General features: G+C 68.0%; 14 protein-coding genes. 8 read left to right on the top strand and 6 right to left on the bottom strand.

The genetic code is table 11. The features are described 5' to 3' along the window. Positions 1-116: 116 nt before the first annotated feature. Positions 117-1,142 carry a LacI family DNA-binding transcriptional regulator gene (locus AOZ06_RS37300; RefSeq protein ID WP_054293678.1) on the bottom strand — a complete coding sequence of 342 codons (1,026 nt, stop codon included), beginning with the start codon at positions 1,140-1,142 and terminating at the stop codon, positions 117-119. 106 nt (positions 1,143-1,248) lie between these two features. Here AOZ06_RS37300 and AOZ06_RS60625 point away from each other — a divergent pair, with 106 nt between their 5' ends. Next, positions 1,249-2,472: a GNAT family N-acetyltransferase gene (locus tag AOZ06_RS60625; protein WP_236951867.1), complete on the top strand. Its 1,224-nt coding sequence runs from the start codon at positions 1,249-1,251 to the stop codon at positions 2,470-2,472. Beyond that, positions 2,465-2,926 (top strand): acyl-CoA thioesterase, encoded by a 462-nt coding sequence (locus AOZ06_RS37290; protein ID WP_054293677.1) that lies wholly within the window; start codon positions 2,465-2,467, stop codon positions 2,924-2,926. Before AOZ06_RS60625 ends, AOZ06_RS37290 begins: the two co-directional genes overlap by 8 nt. On the opposite strand, the gene AOZ06_RS37285 is transcribed toward AOZ06_RS37290, so the two are convergent. After that, positions 2,903-3,277 (bottom strand): VOC family protein, encoded by a 375-nt coding sequence (locus tag AOZ06_RS37285; protein ID WP_054293676.1) that lies wholly within the window; start codon positions 3,275-3,277, stop codon positions 2,903-2,905. The genes AOZ06_RS37290 and AOZ06_RS37285 overlap by 24 nt on opposite strands. 69 nt (positions 3,278-3,346) lie before the next feature. Here AOZ06_RS37285 and AOZ06_RS37280 point away from each other — a divergent pair, with 69 nt between their 5' ends. Then, positions 3,347-3,799, top strand: coding sequence for a MarR family winged helix-turn-helix transcriptional regulator (locus tag AOZ06_RS37280; protein WP_236951866.1), 453 nt, complete (start codon positions 3,347-3,349; stop codon positions 3,797-3,799). A gap of 6 nt (positions 3,800-3,805) precedes the next feature. Here the strand turns inward: AOZ06_RS37280 and AOZ06_RS37275 are convergent, their stop codons facing one another. Both AOZ06_RS37275 and AOZ06_RS60620 read right to left on the bottom strand, forming a co-directional pair. After that, complete coding sequence (locus AOZ06_RS37275; protein ID WP_335338429.1) at positions 3,806-5,764, bottom strand: glycosyl hydrolase family 95 catalytic domain-containing protein; 1,959 nt, start codon at positions 5,762-5,764, stop codon at positions 3,806-3,808. A 221-nt stretch (positions 5,765-5,985) separates the two neighbouring features. Continuing rightward, on the bottom strand, positions 5,986-6,189 hold the full coding sequence (locus tag AOZ06_RS60620; protein WP_225952992.1) for a hypothetical protein: 204 nt from the start codon (positions 6,187-6,189) through the stop codon (positions 5,986-5,988). 263 nt (positions 6,190-6,452) lie between these two features. Here AOZ06_RS60620 and AOZ06_RS37270 point away from each other — a divergent pair, with 263 nt between their 5' ends. Both AOZ06_RS37270 and AOZ06_RS37265 read left to right on the top strand, forming a co-directional pair. Continuing rightward, a complete protein-coding gene (locus AOZ06_RS37270; RefSeq protein WP_054293674.1) occupies positions 6,453-6,806 on the top strand; it encodes an ArsR/SmtB family transcription factor in 354 nt (117 codons plus the stop codon). 37 nt (positions 6,807-6,843) lie between these two features. Then, the gene (locus AOZ06_RS37265) at positions 6,844-7,422 is read left to right on the top strand and encodes a TetR/AcrR family transcriptional regulator (protein WP_054293673.1); all 579 of its coding nucleotides are present in this window, start codon (positions 6,844-6,846) and stop codon (positions 7,420-7,422) included. Here the strand turns inward: AOZ06_RS37265 and AOZ06_RS37260 are convergent. Further along, positions 7,397-8,437, bottom strand: coding sequence for a DNA polymerase IV (locus AOZ06_RS37260; RefSeq protein ID WP_054293672.1), 1,041 nt, complete (start codon positions 8,435-8,437; stop codon positions 7,397-7,399). The two genes, AOZ06_RS37265 and AOZ06_RS37260, sit on opposite strands and share 26 nt — an antisense overlap. A gap of 18 nt (positions 8,438-8,455) precedes the next feature. Then, entirely contained in the window at positions 8,456-9,418 is a 963-nt protein-coding gene (locus AOZ06_RS37255) for a helix-turn-helix transcriptional regulator (protein ID WP_179950767.1), read from the bottom strand. A gap of 74 nt (positions 9,419-9,492) precedes the next feature. Here AOZ06_RS37255 and AOZ06_RS37250 point away from each other — a divergent pair, with 74 nt between their 5' ends. From AOZ06_RS37250 to AOZ06_RS37240, 3 genes are all read left to right on the top strand, one after another. After that, positions 9,493-10,470 (top strand): ATP-binding cassette domain-containing protein, encoded by a 978-nt coding sequence (locus AOZ06_RS37250; protein WP_054297199.1) that lies wholly within the window; start codon positions 9,493-9,495, stop codon positions 10,468-10,470. Continuing rightward, positions 10,467-11,201, top strand: a complete 735-nt coding sequence (locus AOZ06_RS37245) for an ABC transporter permease (RefSeq protein WP_054293671.1) — start codon at positions 10,467-10,469, stop codon at positions 11,199-11,201. The genes AOZ06_RS37250 and AOZ06_RS37245 overlap by 4 nt, the downstream gene beginning before the upstream one ends. A 79-nt stretch (positions 11,202-11,280) precedes the next feature. After that, positions 11,281-13,353 (top strand): M14 family zinc carboxypeptidase, encoded by a 2,073-nt coding sequence (locus AOZ06_RS37240; protein WP_083472178.1) that lies wholly within the window; start codon positions 11,281-11,283, stop codon positions 13,351-13,353. Positions 13,354-13,457 lie beyond the last annotated feature (104 nt).

Here is a 13,457-nt window from a genome sequence, read left to right as displayed (position 1 = left end):
GGTTTCGCGCTTCGAGGTGAGTTGTCAGCCGTGTTCGTTGGGCACGGCGTTGACTTTGCCCGCGCTGTCGGCGGGCATGCTGCGGGTCATGTCCGTTGCCGCGGTGCTTTGGTGTCTCAGAGCTTGGGCGCGGATGTCGACTCGCGCAGTACCAGTGTTGCCGGGAGTGTTATCGATTTCGCTGGGAGGTCTGGGTTCGCCAGTCTGTCCAGCAGCATTCGTGCTGCTTCCGCGCCGATCTGGTAGTGGGGCACGTGCACTGTGCTCAACGGTGGGGTCAGGCGGTCCACGAATGGCATGTCGTTGAACCCGACCAGGCTTATGTCCTGTGGGCAACGCATTCTGCGATCCGAGAACACATCCAGGCAGCCGAGAGCGATCATGTCGTTGGCTGCCACGATCGCGGTCGGGCGTTTGCCTGCCTCGAACATTCCCCTTGCCGCCGTTGCTCCTTCGGCTTCGGTGAACTCCTGTGCTGTCACGAGCAGGCCCGGGTCGAGTTCGATCCCCGCCTCGTCGAGGGCCTGGCGGTAGGCGCGCTGCCTTGTGCGCCCTGTCGATGTGTGCTGGGGGCCGCCGACATGGGCGATGCGGGTGTGGCCCAGTTCGATGAGGTGCCTGACCGCCATCGCGATGCCGTCGTGGTCGTCGCCGGTGACCGATGGGATGTCCGACTGGTCCACGCGTCGGTTGACCATCACCATCCGTGCGCCCTGCTTGTGGGCTTCTGCGAACAGGGTGTCGTCTCTGCGGGCGGTTGCGATGATCACCCCGTCGACCTGTCGGGCGCGCAGAGTGTCGAACAGGGTTCTTTGGCGGTCCAGGTCGTTGTCCGTGTTGGCTATCAGGGTCGTGTAGCCGGAGTTGGCCAGTACGTCTTCTATCCCGCGGACGATCGGCGGGAACAGGGGGTTGGTCAGGTCGGGCAGCAGCACTCCCACCGACATCGATCTTGAGGTTTTCAGGCCCCTGGCCATCGCGTTCGGCTGGTAGCGCAGTTCTCTGGCCGCTGCCTGCACCCTGCGCATCGTCGCCGGGTTGACCAGCGAGCTCGTCGCCGGGTTGAGGGCCCTTGACGCCGTCGTCACGTGCACTCCGGCACGTTGCGCGACCTCTTTGAGGGTGGGGGAGTTCGTCGGCATAGCGGCAGCACCCGGCCCTGGCGGCGGCGGAAAACGATTGCAAATTCAGGTTAACACGCGGTCTGACCTGCGAAATCCAGTAGCGCCCGATGAGAGTATCGATGGCGTGGCTCAAATCGTGTTACGCGCCGCGCGGCCGGACGAGGCCGACGCGTTGGGGGAGCTGGCACTGCGGTCCAAGGCCCACTGGGGATACGACCAGGCCTTCCTGGACGCCTGCCGGACCGAACTGTCGTTCACGCCGCAGGACCTGGCCGACCGCCTGTTCGTGGTGGCCTTGGACGGCGAGCGGCTGGTCGGTTTCTACAGCCTCGACGGGCCCGTGCCCGAGGGCGAGCTGGGGAACATGTGGCTGGAACCGGACGTGATCGGCAAGGGACTGGGCAAGCTGCTCTGGCAGCACGCCATGGACACCGCCCGCGCCAAGGGCTTCACGGTCCTGCGGATCGACGCGGAGCCGTACGCGGAAGGTTTCTACGCGGCGATGGGGGCGGTGAAGGCCGGCGAGGTGCCGTCCGGATCGATCCCTGGCCGGGTTCTGCCGCTGCTGCGGATTGACCTGCCCACGCCGCTGCTTGAGGCCTACGACCGGCATGTCCGGGCGTCGGAGCACACCGACCTGGAGCACGGCGTCCACGCGGAACCCGACGGTCCGGTTGTGCGGGTTGTCGGCAAGCGGCGGGGGTTCGTGAGCGTGCCGCGGGACGTCTCCGATGTGGACGTGGACGCGCTGATCGCCCGGCAGCGCGACTTCTACGCCGTCCGCGGCGAGAGCGTCGAGTGGAAGACCCGGGCGCACGACCTGCCCGCGGACCTGCCGAGCCGGTTGCTGGCGGCTGGTTTCGTTCCCGACGAGAAGGAAACCGTGATGGTCGGCGCCGCGGCCGATTTCGCGGCCGAGCCGGTGCTGCCCGACGGCGTGCGGATCCGCCGGACCGACGCCGACGCCGACATGCACCGGATCGCCGCCATGAACGCGCGCGTGTGGGGACCGGACATCCTCTCGTGGCTCGCGGCCAGCCTGATCTCCCGCAAACAGCACCTCGTCGTGTTCGTCGCCGAGGCAGGCGACGAGGTCGTGGCGGCCGGGTGGCTGAACACGAAGCAGGACAAGGAGTTCATCGGCATGTTCGGCGGCACGACGCTGCCGCAGTGGCGTGGCAGGGGCATCTACCGCGCTCTTGTCGCGACCCGGGCGCGGTTGGGGGTCGAATCGGGCATCCGCCACCTGTGGGTGGACGCGTCCGACGACAGCCGTCCCATCCTCGAACGCCTCGGTTTCACGCCCGTGGTCACCACCACGCCGTACATCTGGAGCCCCCATGACTGAGCCGGTCTTCCGGACCACGCTGCCGATCCGGTTCGACGACCTGGACACGAACGGGCACGTGCAGGGCTCGGTGTACCTCGCCTACGCCGACCACACGCGGTGGGAGTGCCTCGTCGCCGCCGGGATCGACCTGGTCAAGCTGCGGGAGCGCGGTGTCGGGCCGGTGAACCTGAGCACCAACATCGACTTCCACCGCGAGCTCACCATGCCCGGCAGCGTCGAGGTGACCTGCGAGTTCAAGTGGGGCGCCGGCAAGACGTTCGTCGTCGAGCAGCACGTCCACAAGGACGACGGCACGCTGGCGGCGACCGTCCGGAGCGTCTCCGGCCTGCTCGACCTGGCCGAACGGCGACTGGTCGCCGATCCCGCGCGGCACTGGCTGGCGCTGGCGAGCAGGCCGGGGCTGCTCGGCCTGTCAGACAGAGGCGGTTCAGAACGGGACGACGGTGAATAGCTCGTAGCTGTGCCCGTTCGGGTCGCGCACGTACACGCCACGGCCACCGCCGAGGTGGTTGATGTCGCGGTCCCAGCCGAGCTCGCGGCCTGAGCCGTAGTCGATCTCGGGGTGCTCGGCCAGCAGCGCCAGCACTCCGTCGAACCGCTCGTCGTCGATCAGGAACGCGTAGTGCCCCGCGCGGCTGCCGTGCCGGTCGTCGAAGTCCAGCGTCAGGTCGTCGTTGACCTGGACGGGCGTGAACGGCCCAGCCGGTTCGCCTACGTCGAGCCCGAGCAGGTCGGCCAGGAATTTCGCGGCCTGCTCCCGGTCGGCGGCCGGGATGATCATGTGGTTGAGCACGATACCCATCTGTCCTCCAATGTGTGCGATTCGCACTCATAATACGTGCGATTCGCACACGATGTAGGCTGGGGCATGGTGGTTGACGCCGATGGCGGGCCGGCGTTGTTCCGGCTGGTCCGGTTCTGGTCAAGACGGTGGAGTACGCGCGCGTCCGCGGAGCTGACCGGCGAGATGCGCCACGTCCAGCACATCCAGGCGGTGGAGGCGGTGCACACCGCCGGTCAGGCGGCACCGCGGGGAGGTGAGGCGACGGTGAACGCGATCGCCCACCAGCTCGGGCTCGACCACTCCGGTGCGAGCCGGATGGTCCGGGACGCCGCCCAAGCGGGGTACCTGGTGCGTGCGGAGTCCGAGATGGACAAACGGCGCACGGTCGTGCGGCTGACCCCGTCGGGGGAGCAGCTGCTGGCGGACGCGCGCAACTGGCAGCGCCGCGTGTTCGACGAACTGACGCAAAGCTGGGAGGAGCACGACAGGGCCCAACTCGCCCACTACCTGCGCAGGCTGGCGGGCGAGGTGGGCGCCTGAGGACGACTACGGCCGGACGGTGACGCTCTGGCCGGGGCGCAAGCGGATGTTCCTGCGCCACGAACCGAACCGCACCACGGTCTCCGTGCCCGTGGTGCTGTGCACGGTCGCGCTCGTGACCTTGCCGTCACGCCACGAGACGTCGACGGTGAAGCCACCGCGCGCCCCGACTCCCGTGATCGAGCCGGTCTTCGCCCACGCGGCGGGCAACGCGGGCAGCAGTTCGATCACGCCAGGGCGCGAGTACACCAGCATCTCGAGCATCGCCGACGGCGCGCCGAAGTTGGCGTCGATCTGGAAGATCGTGTAGCTGCCCTGGCTGTACATGTCGAACAGGTTCGGCGCGGTGCCGTTGCCGTTGCCGACCGACGGCCGCAGAACGTCGAGCAGCAACTGGTACGCCCGCTCGGCGTCCTTCAGCCTCGCCCAGCACAGCGCGCGCCACGCGCACGCCCAGCCGAAGCTGTCCATGCCCCGGGCGATCAGCTGCTGCCGCACGCCTTCGACGAGCTCCTTCGGGCTGGTGTCCGCGCTGATCCGGTTGCCGGGGAAGAACCCGATCAGGCCGGACAGGTGCCGGTGCGTGGTCTCGCCGAGGTTGTCCGGGCTCATCCACTCCTGCAGCCACCCGCTTTTCGGGCTCACCTCGGGCAGGTACAGCTTGTCCTGCAGCCCGGCGATCGTCTGCGCGTACACCCGGTCCTTGCCGAGGATCGCGGTCGCGGCACGGAAGTGTTCGAACAGGTCCCAGCACAGCTCCTGGGCGTAGGTGATGCCGACGGCGTCCTGCGGCCCGTGCTCGGGTGACCAGTCCTGGTCGGCGACGAGCTTCTGGTGGACCGGGTCCAGCACCAGCCGCGCTTCCCAGAACTCGCAGGCGCCCTTGAGCAGCGGGTAGATCTTCGCCAGGTACGCGCGGTCCTGTGTGTACTCGTAGTGTTCCCACAGGGAATTGCAGATCCAGGCGTTGCCCCCGGAATGCCACCACCAGCCGGACCCGCCGTAGATGTTCGTCGAGAACGCCACCGCCCAGCCGCCGACCTTGCCGGAGCTGTTGCGGAACCGGTTGCGCGGATCGAGGAACAACTCCTGCGTCGTCTTGGTCCAGCCGGGCAGCCGCGCGAGGCAGTAGTCGGCGAACGGCGTGAAGCAGTCCGACAGCCCGGCCCGATCGGCCATCCAGTAGTTCATCTGGACGTTGACGTCGGTGTGGTAGTCGGCCATCCAGTCCGGGCTGTTGTCGTGCAGCCACAGGCCCTGCAGGTTCAACGGCAGGTTGCCGCGTGATCCCGTGATCATCAGGTAACGGCCGTACTGCAGGTAACCGGCCTCCAGTTCGGGGTCCGCGGGCGCGCCGGGCGTGCCGCGCACGACCAGCCGAGACCAGGTGTCCATCGACCGCTGGTTGCGCGACGACCGTCCGAAGTCGACTCTCATCCGGTTGTACAGCGACTGGTAGTCACGGACATGCGTGGCCAGCAGCGCGTCACCGGACGCCTTCAGCGCCGTGGCGGCCTTGTCACGCGCGATCGCCAGCGGGTCGGCGTCCGCTTTCATGTAACCGACGCTGTAGTCGGGCACGTAGTTGGTGCCGCCGCTGATGACGATGACGACTTCGGCGCAGTCGGTGAACGTGACCTTGTTGTTCTTGAACCCGATCCGGCCTCTCTTGCTCGTCGCCTGCACGACCGCGGCGTATTTCAGGCCGTTGTCGAGCTTGCCGCTGAACGCGCCGTCGACTGTGGACTCGCCGTGCGTGCCCGTGATGGCGATCGTGCCCGTGTGCGTGCCCCGGCCGTCACGGGTCAGCCGCATGACGATCACGTCGTCCGGGTGGCTGGAGCAGACCTCGCGCCGGTACCTGGTTCCCTTGTACTCGTAGGTGGATGTGACGATGCCGTTGCTGACGTCGAGCGTGCGGCGGTACCTGCTGATCGCGTTCGGGGTGTGCTCGGCGATGGCCACCGACGCCTGCGCCAGGACGTTGAACGTGCCGAAGTGCACGCGTTCGCAGGGGAACTGGCCGTCGCTCTCCAGCACGTCGTTCCCGTCGCCGGCCCACAGGGAGACATCGGTGACGTAGAACGAGTCACTCGCCGGGTCGCCGCCGATCAACGCGCCTAACCGGCCGTTGCCGACGGGCAGGCCCTGCTCGATGATCCGGCGCTGCTCAACGACCTGGCCGACTACGTGGCCTGACACCGGCTCCTGCTCTCCACCGCGGGCGCGAGGTGCCAGAACGTGGCGGCTTCCTCGTCGGGTACCAGGTGGACGGACGCGGGCCGGTCGACCGGCCCGGCCGCCGCGGTGAACGTCCGCGGCCCGCCGATCGCGGACCCGGCCCCGATGGCGGTGCCTGCTTTGAGGATGGTGCGGCGGGTGTGCGACATCGAACGACCCCAATCAGACGTCAAAGGTAGTAACTCTGCGGCCCGCATCGGCGGATCCGATCGTAACCGATCATCGGCTCCTCACCTCGGACCAATTTTGTCATGACGTGGAAAAAGCAGGTCAAAGCAGTGAAATCGGTGTAATCGATCGCGACGGAGCTGATGTGGTGGTGTGTCCTGCGGGTGGCAAGACATCGGATCTATGACGTGAACCGTGCGAATAGGCTTTGACTTATATAAGTACGGGTCGTTTTAATTGCGGTATGCATGCGTTCGATGTGCTGGGGGACCCGGTGCGGCGCCGGATCCTCGAGCTGCTCGCCGACGGGGAACGGGCCGCCGGTGAGATCAGTGCGGTCGTGCAGGAGGAGTTCGGGATTTCCCAGCCCGGCGTCTCCCAGCACCTGAAAGTGTTGCGGGACAACGGATTCGCCACCGTCCGGCCGGACGGGACGCGACGGCTGTACTCGGTGGATCCGGAACCGCTCAAGCAGATCGACGTCTGGCTGGACCGGTACCGGCGGTTCTGGACGCAGCGCCTCGACGCGCTCGGCACGGAACTGGCCCGCGGCAAGCGGGAGCGAAGGGCCGACGGCGACACCAGGACCGGCACGTAGACTCGTCTTCCCGGAGAACATCCAGGAGGTACCAGCCGTGCCACCGGTCAACCAGCGACGCCGCGACGCACTGGCGGACGCCGCCGTCGCGATCGTGGCGAAGCAAGGCACGCACGGGCTCTCCCACCGTTCGGTGGACGAGATGGCCGCTGTCCCCAAGGGCACGACGTCGAACTACTTCCGATCCCGGGACGCCCTGCTGGAGGCGACTGTGCGGCGCGTCGTGCAATTGCATTACGAGTGGATCGCGCAACTGCGGGCCGAACGCGACGGGCACCTCGACCGCGCGGCGCTGATGGACATCCTCGCGCAGGTGCTCGACGAGTCCGTGACCGTCCACAAAGACCGGTACCGGGCGATGATGGAACTGCTGCTGGAGGGGACCCGGCGGCCGGAGCTGCACGCCACCCTCGTCGACACGTTCACGTCCGGCGTGCAACTGCTGCAGGAGGCCAAGCTCGCCGACGGTTCCGAGGCGAGCGACAGGCAGCGCCACCTGCTGCGCGTGATCTACGTGGGCACCCTCTTCAGCTACATCGTCCTGCCGAAGGAACTGCAGGCCATCGGGCCCGGCGAGACGACGAAGACCTTCATCGACGCGTTCCTTCCGCGGTGACCGGGAACTCGGCGCGCACACCGAGCAGCCGGACCGGCTTGCGCACCTCGAACAGGCCGAGGACTTCCAGCGCGGCCCGCCGGATCTCGGCCGGGTCGCTGCTCGGCGACGGCAGCGTGACGCTGCGGGTGTACGTCAGGAACGGCGCGAACCTGACCTTCACCGCGACCCGGGCCGCCGGGCGGCCCTCCTCCGCCACGTCCTGAGCCACCCGGTCGGCCAGCCCGGCCACCTCGGCCGCGATCCGCGCCTCGTCGCTGATGTTCTCCTGGAACGTCACCTCACGGCCGCGTGACTTCGCCACGTACGGCGTCGCTTCGACGTTCGGGTCGCCCGCGCCGAGCGCCAGCGTCCGGTACCACGGCCCCATGTTCGGCCCGAACCGCTCGGCGAGCGCCGCGGGATCCGCCCGCGCCAGCTGCTCGACCGTCGTCAACCCCAGTTCCACGAGCTTCTTCGTGGTCTTCGGCCCGATGCCCCACAGCGCGCCGACCGGCCGCTTGGCCATCACGGCCACCCAGTTGTCCCTGGTCAGCCGGTAGATCCCAGCGGGCTTGGCGAACCCGGTGGCGATCTTGGCGCGGAGCTTGTTGTCCCCGATGCCGACCGAACTCGACAGCCCGGTCCGCTCCTCGACAGCCGTCCGGATGTCCGCGGCCAGCGCCTCCGGGTCCCCGGTCCGGGCACCGACGAACGCCTCGTCCCACCCGATCACCTCCACGACCACCGGGAACTCCCGCAGCACGGCCATCACCCGCTCGGACACCTCCTCGTACGCGGGCGCGTCGCTCGGCAGGAAGATCGCGTCGGGGCACTTCTTCGCGGCGGTCCGCAGCGGCATGCCGGAGTGCACACCGAACTGCCTGGCCTCGTAGGACGCCGTCGCCACGACCGCGCGTTGCATCGGGTCACCCGCGCCGCCGACCACGACCGGTTTGCCCTTCAGCTCAGGGTGGCGCGCGACCTCGACCGCGGCGATGAACTGGTCGAGGTCGACGTGCAGCACCCAGTCCATGCCGCCAGTATCACCTGTTCACGCCGTGTGGCGCAGGAACAGTTCGCCCATGCTGCGGATGTGGTCGCGCAACTCCGGCGGCTGGACGACCTCGAAGTCGACGCCGATGGACCCCGCGATCAAGGCGGGCCAGTCGAACGTGTCCGTCCGCATGGTCAGGCGGCAGGTCTCGTCGGTGACCGGTTCGACCGTTCCCCATTGCGCCACATGTTCCCTGACCGTGCTCGCCGGCGCCTTGAACTCCACGATCGCCTCGTACTGCGTCGGCCGTGCGTTCAACCGGTCACGCACGAACGCACCCGCGTCGCCACCGGGCAGGTCCCGTTGCCGGAACCGGGCGCCGGTCGGCTTCGGGTCGGCGATCCGGTCGGCGCGGAACGTCCGCCAGTCGTGCCGTTCCACGTCCCACGCGACCAGGTACCAGCGGCGGCCCAGCGACACCAGCCGGTGCGGTTCGACGTGCCGCTTCGTCTCCTCGCCGTCGTGGGCGGTGTAACCGAACCGCAGGCGTTCGTCGTCACGGCAGGACGACGCGATCACCGTCAACGACATCGCGTCGACCGACGAGTTCGCGGACGTACCGCCCCAGAACGCGGGCACGGTGAAGCTCCGCAGCGCTTCGACCCGGCGCCGCAGCCTCGGCGGCATCACCTGGATGACCTTGGTCAACGCGCGCATCGACGTCTCCTCGATGCCGTCGACCGCGCCACCCGCGGCGGTGCGCAACCCCACCGCGATCGCGACCGCCTCCTCGTCGTCGAGCAGCAACGGCGGCATCGCCGCACCTGACTGCAACTGGTAGCCGCCCGCGACGCCGCGGCTCGCGTCCACCGGGTAGCCCAGTTCACGCAGCCGGTCGACGTCCCGTCTGAGCGTGCGCGCGCTCACCTCGAGCCGTTCGGCCAGTTCACCGCCCGGCCAGTACCGATGGGTCTGCAACAACGACAGCAGCCGCAGCATCCGTGCACTCGTGTTCGCCATGGATCCAGATTCCCATTCGTTGCGGCCAGAAACTGACCTGAATAGATTCTAGCGTTGCCGCCATGACCGAAGCGATGATCGAGACAAGTGGACTGACCAGGCACTTCACCGTGCGGGCCGAGACGGTCGAGGCGGTCAAGGGGCTTGACCTGCGGGTGGAAACCGGTGAACTGGTGGCGCTGCTCGGGCCGAACGGGGCGGGCAAGTCGACCACCCTGCGGATGCTCACCACCCTGCTGGCGCCCACGTCGGGCACCGCCCGGGTGGCCGGATTCGACGTCCGCGCGCAGCAACGCGAGGTCCGCAGCCGCATCGGCTACATCGGCCAGGGCAACGGAGCCGGGCACACCCAGCGCGGCCGTGACGAACTGGTCAGCCAGGGCCGCGCGTACGGGATGAGCACGTCCGCCGCCCGGGCCCGTGCCGGCGAACTGGTCGAATCACTGGACCTGACGGCGGTCGCGGACCGCGTCGTGTCCAAACTGTCCGGTGGGCAGCGGCGCAGGCTCGACATCGCGATGGGTCTGATCCACGCACCGGCGTTGTTGTTCCTCGACGAGCCGTCAACCGGCCTCGACCCGCAGAACAGGGCGAACCTGCAGGACCACATCCGGCGCCTGCGCGCCGACCACGGCACGACGATCGTGCTGACCACGCACTACCTCGACGAAGCCGACTCGCTGGCCGAGCGCGTGATCGTCATCGACCACGGCAACGTGATCGCCGACGACACCCCGGCGCGCCTGAAAGCCGAACACGCGGGCGACCGCATCACCCTGACGTTCGACAACGCCACCCAGGCCGAGCGCGTGATCGGCCACCACGCACTGGGGATCGCCGAAGGCGCGCACGTGACGCGATCAGGGCCGCAGGTCGTCCTCGAAGTGCCCGGCGGAGCCCAGATCGCGCCGAAACTGCTGCGAGCCCTCGACGACGCGTTGATCGAGGTGGTCAGCGTCGAGGTGGCCAGGCCGACGCTCGACGACGTGTTCCTCACCCTGACCGGCCGCAGCCTGCGCGAAGACGTTTCACTGAAGGAGAAGAAGGCATGACCACGATCGTCGCCGACACCATGACCGTGTTCGCCCGCGAGCTGCGGCCGGTGCTGCGCAACCCGTTCTCGGTGATCTTCACGATGGTGCAACCGTTGTTCTTCCTGGCACTGTTCGCGCCGCTGCTGCCCGGCGACTCGTCGCTGCAGTGGTTCGTGCCGGGGATCGTGGTGATGTCGTGCTTGTTCGGCACGTCGATGACCGGCTCGAACCTGCTGTACGAGATGCAGACCGGCGCGCACGAACGGATGCTGGTCTCCCCGCTGCGCAGGCCCGCGCTGATCATCGGCAGGGCGCTGAAGGAGATCGTGCCGATGCTGGCCCAGACAGTGCTGCTGGTGCTCGTGACCATGCCGTTCGGGTTCACGCCGAACGTGCCGGGAGCGGCGATCGGGCTGGTGATCATGGCGATCTTCTGCGTCGGGCTCGGCGCGCTGTCGTACACGCTGGCGCTGGTGTCGAAGGACCAGGAATGGATGTTCTGGGGCGTGCAGCAGACGTTGCTGTTCCCGCTGTTGCTGCTGGCCGGGATGATGCTGCCGATCGACAACGGCCCGCAGTGGCTGCAGACCATGGCGAGGTTCAACCCGCTGACCTACGTCGTCGAGGCCGAACGCCTGCTGTTCAACGGAACGATCGCGTCGGGGACCGTGCTCGCCGGTCTGGTCGCCGCCGTCGCGGTCGCGGTCGTCGGCCTGTTCGTCGGCACCCGCGCGATGCGCAGGGCTTGATCCCTTCGACCGGACCTACTCGGCTACGCACGACGTGGTGAATGATCCTCCCAGTCACCCCATGTGCCTGGGAGGCGTCATGACGAAACGCGGATGGGGTCTCGCGACCGCTACCGTGCTGCTCCTGTCCACTGTCACGTTCAGCTCCGCAACGACCGCTGCCGCTGCCCCGCCCGTCGTCCCACTGGGTGAGCTCTCGCTCGTCCGCGTGCAACTGCCGACCGAGGCCATGTTCGACGAACTGGTCGCGAGCGGCGCGGACATCGCGGCGAAACCCCGGATGGACGACGGGCGCCTGCTCGTGGACCTCGTCCTCACCGGCAGCCAGCTCGAAACGCTGACCGCGCGGGGCGCGAAGACCGTGCAGGTGATCCAACGTCCGGGCGACGCGCGGACGCGGCTCGCCGAATCCCAGCGCGCCGCGTCCCACCGCGCGGCCGCCGCCGACACGCTGCACTTCCTGTCGGCCAACTGGTGGAGCGCCGAGGGCCGGACGTACCTGCAGACGCTCGTGGCCACCACCGCGATCGCCGACCCGGACGTCGAGATCACCGTCACCTGGACCACAGCGAACGGCACAACGGGCTCGTACGCGCTGCAACGCTTCGTGGACGCGGGCGAATACCAGTACCACGTCGCCGAGCCGCAGGTCCTGCCGTCGAAGCCGACGAAGGTGACGGCCTCGTCCAGCCTCGGCGGGGTGAGCCGTGTGGTGACCCCGGCGGCGTGGCCCGGCGCGACGCCGCCACCGCTGCCGAGCGGCTACCAGAAGGACTTCATCGACGCCTACATGACGCCGACCGACATCAAGGCCAGGATCGCCCGTCTCGGGCGGCAGTACCGCAACCTGGTGGACGTCGTTGACCTGCCGCACAAGACGCAGGGCTACCGCCGTACCGCGACCGCCTACGTCGGTGACCCGGCGAACGCGGCGGTTGTGGTCGAGTCCAAGCAGTTCGGTGACCAAGGGGCGAACGGCTGGCAGGTCAAGGCGGTCAACCCCGGCAAGCCGAACCAGCCCGCGCAGGCCGTCTGGCGCGACCGCGTCCTGACGGTTTCGCTCGCGACCGACAAGACCGGCGCGGTGATCAGCACGACCGACCAGGTCGCGGCGCTGATCTCGGCGCGTTTCCCGCAGCGCTTCACGGCGTTCGTCGAAGACGGCTCAGCCGGCAAACCGATGCCGGTCGCCGGACCGGCGACGATGGGCGACGGCTTGGACGGTTCCGTGTCCCGCAAACCGTGGACCGTGCAGGCGTTGCGGATCGGCGCGCACCGCGACGGCTCCCGGATCGGCGTGCTCGCCTACTCCCAAGAGCACGCACGGGAATGGGCGACGCCGCTCGTGACCATGGAGTTCGCCGAACGGCTGCTGGCCAACTACGCGACCGACGCGGCGACCAGGCAACTGCTGGACAACGTCGAGGTCTTCGTGATCCCGGTGGTCAACCCGGACGGCGCGAACTACTCGTTCAACGACGCCAACTTCCAACGCAAGAACCTCACGAACCACTGCACAGGACCACAACGCGACCCGCGCTACGCGGATTCGTGGGGCGTGGACGTCAACCGCAACTACACCGTTGGCTCAGTGTTCGACGGCTACGTGGGCGCATCGAACACCAACTGCCTGTCCGGCACGTATTCGGGCCCGGCGGAACTGTCGGAGGCGGAGTCGAACAACGTCATCGCCCTCGCCAAAGCACACGAGAACATCAAGTTCGCGATGAACGTGCACAGCTACGGCGGCTACTTCATGTGGCCTCCGGGGGCGTACGCCATGCCGGGCCGGGTCACGCTTCCGCGCCCGTCGGCCGAGGAAGCCGCGATGTTCCAGGCGTCCGCGAAACGGATCGTCGGTGCCATCTCGGCATCCCGCGGCACAGTGACATGGCCGTCACGCACCGGCCCAGTCGCTGACGTGCTGTACTCAGCGGCAGGAAACTCAGCCGACCAGCTCTACTACGAACTCGGCATCTTCGCGTGGGACTTCGAAATCGGCAACGACCGCTGGAACCCGCAAACCAGCCAATGGGAAGGCGTCGGCTTCCAACCCCCGTACGCCGAAGCACACGCCGAATCCCAGGAGTACGCCGAAGGCCTCGTCGAACTCCTGCGAGTCGCCAAGGACTACCAACAACAACGACGCTAGCTTCGTGCCTGATCAGGGCATGCACCTTCAGGGGCGCATGCCCTGATCCCGTCTGCTGCCGCTGGTCAGGAGGTCGGAATCCATCGATGCCGGAGCTCACGCGT

This window comes from Kibdelosporangium phytohabitans (assembly GCF_001302585.1).
In the GTDB taxonomy this organism is placed as follows: Bacteria; Actinomycetota; Actinomycetes; order Mycobacteriales; family Pseudonocardiaceae; genus Kibdelosporangium; species Kibdelosporangium phytohabitans.
This window is presented reverse-complemented; position numbering and strand designations above follow the sequence as displayed.

Bases quoted from the DNA above. Each gene is read 5' to 3' on its own strand.
- AOZ06_RS37255 (WP_179950767.1), bottom strand. From the start codon at position 9,418: ATGGCGAACACGAGTGCACGGATGCTGCGGCTGCTGTCGTTGTTGCAG.
- AOZ06_RS37240 (WP_083472178.1), top strand. From the start codon at position 11,281: ATGACGAAACGCGGATGGGGTCTCGCGACCGCTACCGTGCTGCTCCTG.
- AOZ06_RS37250 (WP_054297199.1), top strand. From the start codon at position 9,493: ATGATCGAGACAAGTGGACTGACCAGGCACTTCACCGTGCGGGCCGAG.
- AOZ06_RS37300 (WP_054293678.1), bottom strand. From the start codon at position 1,142: ATGCCGACGAACTCCCCCACCCTCAAAGAGGTCGCGCAACGTGCCGGA.
- AOZ06_RS37285 (WP_054293676.1), bottom strand. From the start codon at position 3,277: ATGGGTATCGTGCTCAACCACATGATCATCCCGGCCGCCGACCGGGAG.
- AOZ06_RS37270 (WP_054293674.1), top strand. From the start codon at position 6,453: ATGCATGCGTTCGATGTGCTGGGGGACCCGGTGCGGCGCCGGATCCTC.
- AOZ06_RS37290 (WP_054293677.1), top strand. From the start codon at position 2,465: ATGACTGAGCCGGTCTTCCGGACCACGCTGCCGATCCGGTTCGACGAC.
- AOZ06_RS37260 (WP_054293672.1), bottom strand. From the start codon at position 8,437: ATGGACTGGGTGCTGCACGTCGACCTCGACCAGTTCATCGCCGCGGTC.
- AOZ06_RS37245 (WP_054293671.1), top strand. From the start codon at position 10,467: ATGACCACGATCGTCGCCGACACCATGACCGTGTTCGCCCGCGAGCTG.
- AOZ06_RS60620 (WP_225952992.1), bottom strand. From the start codon at position 6,189: ATGTCGCACACCCGCCGCACCATCCTCAAAGCAGGCACCGCCATCGGG.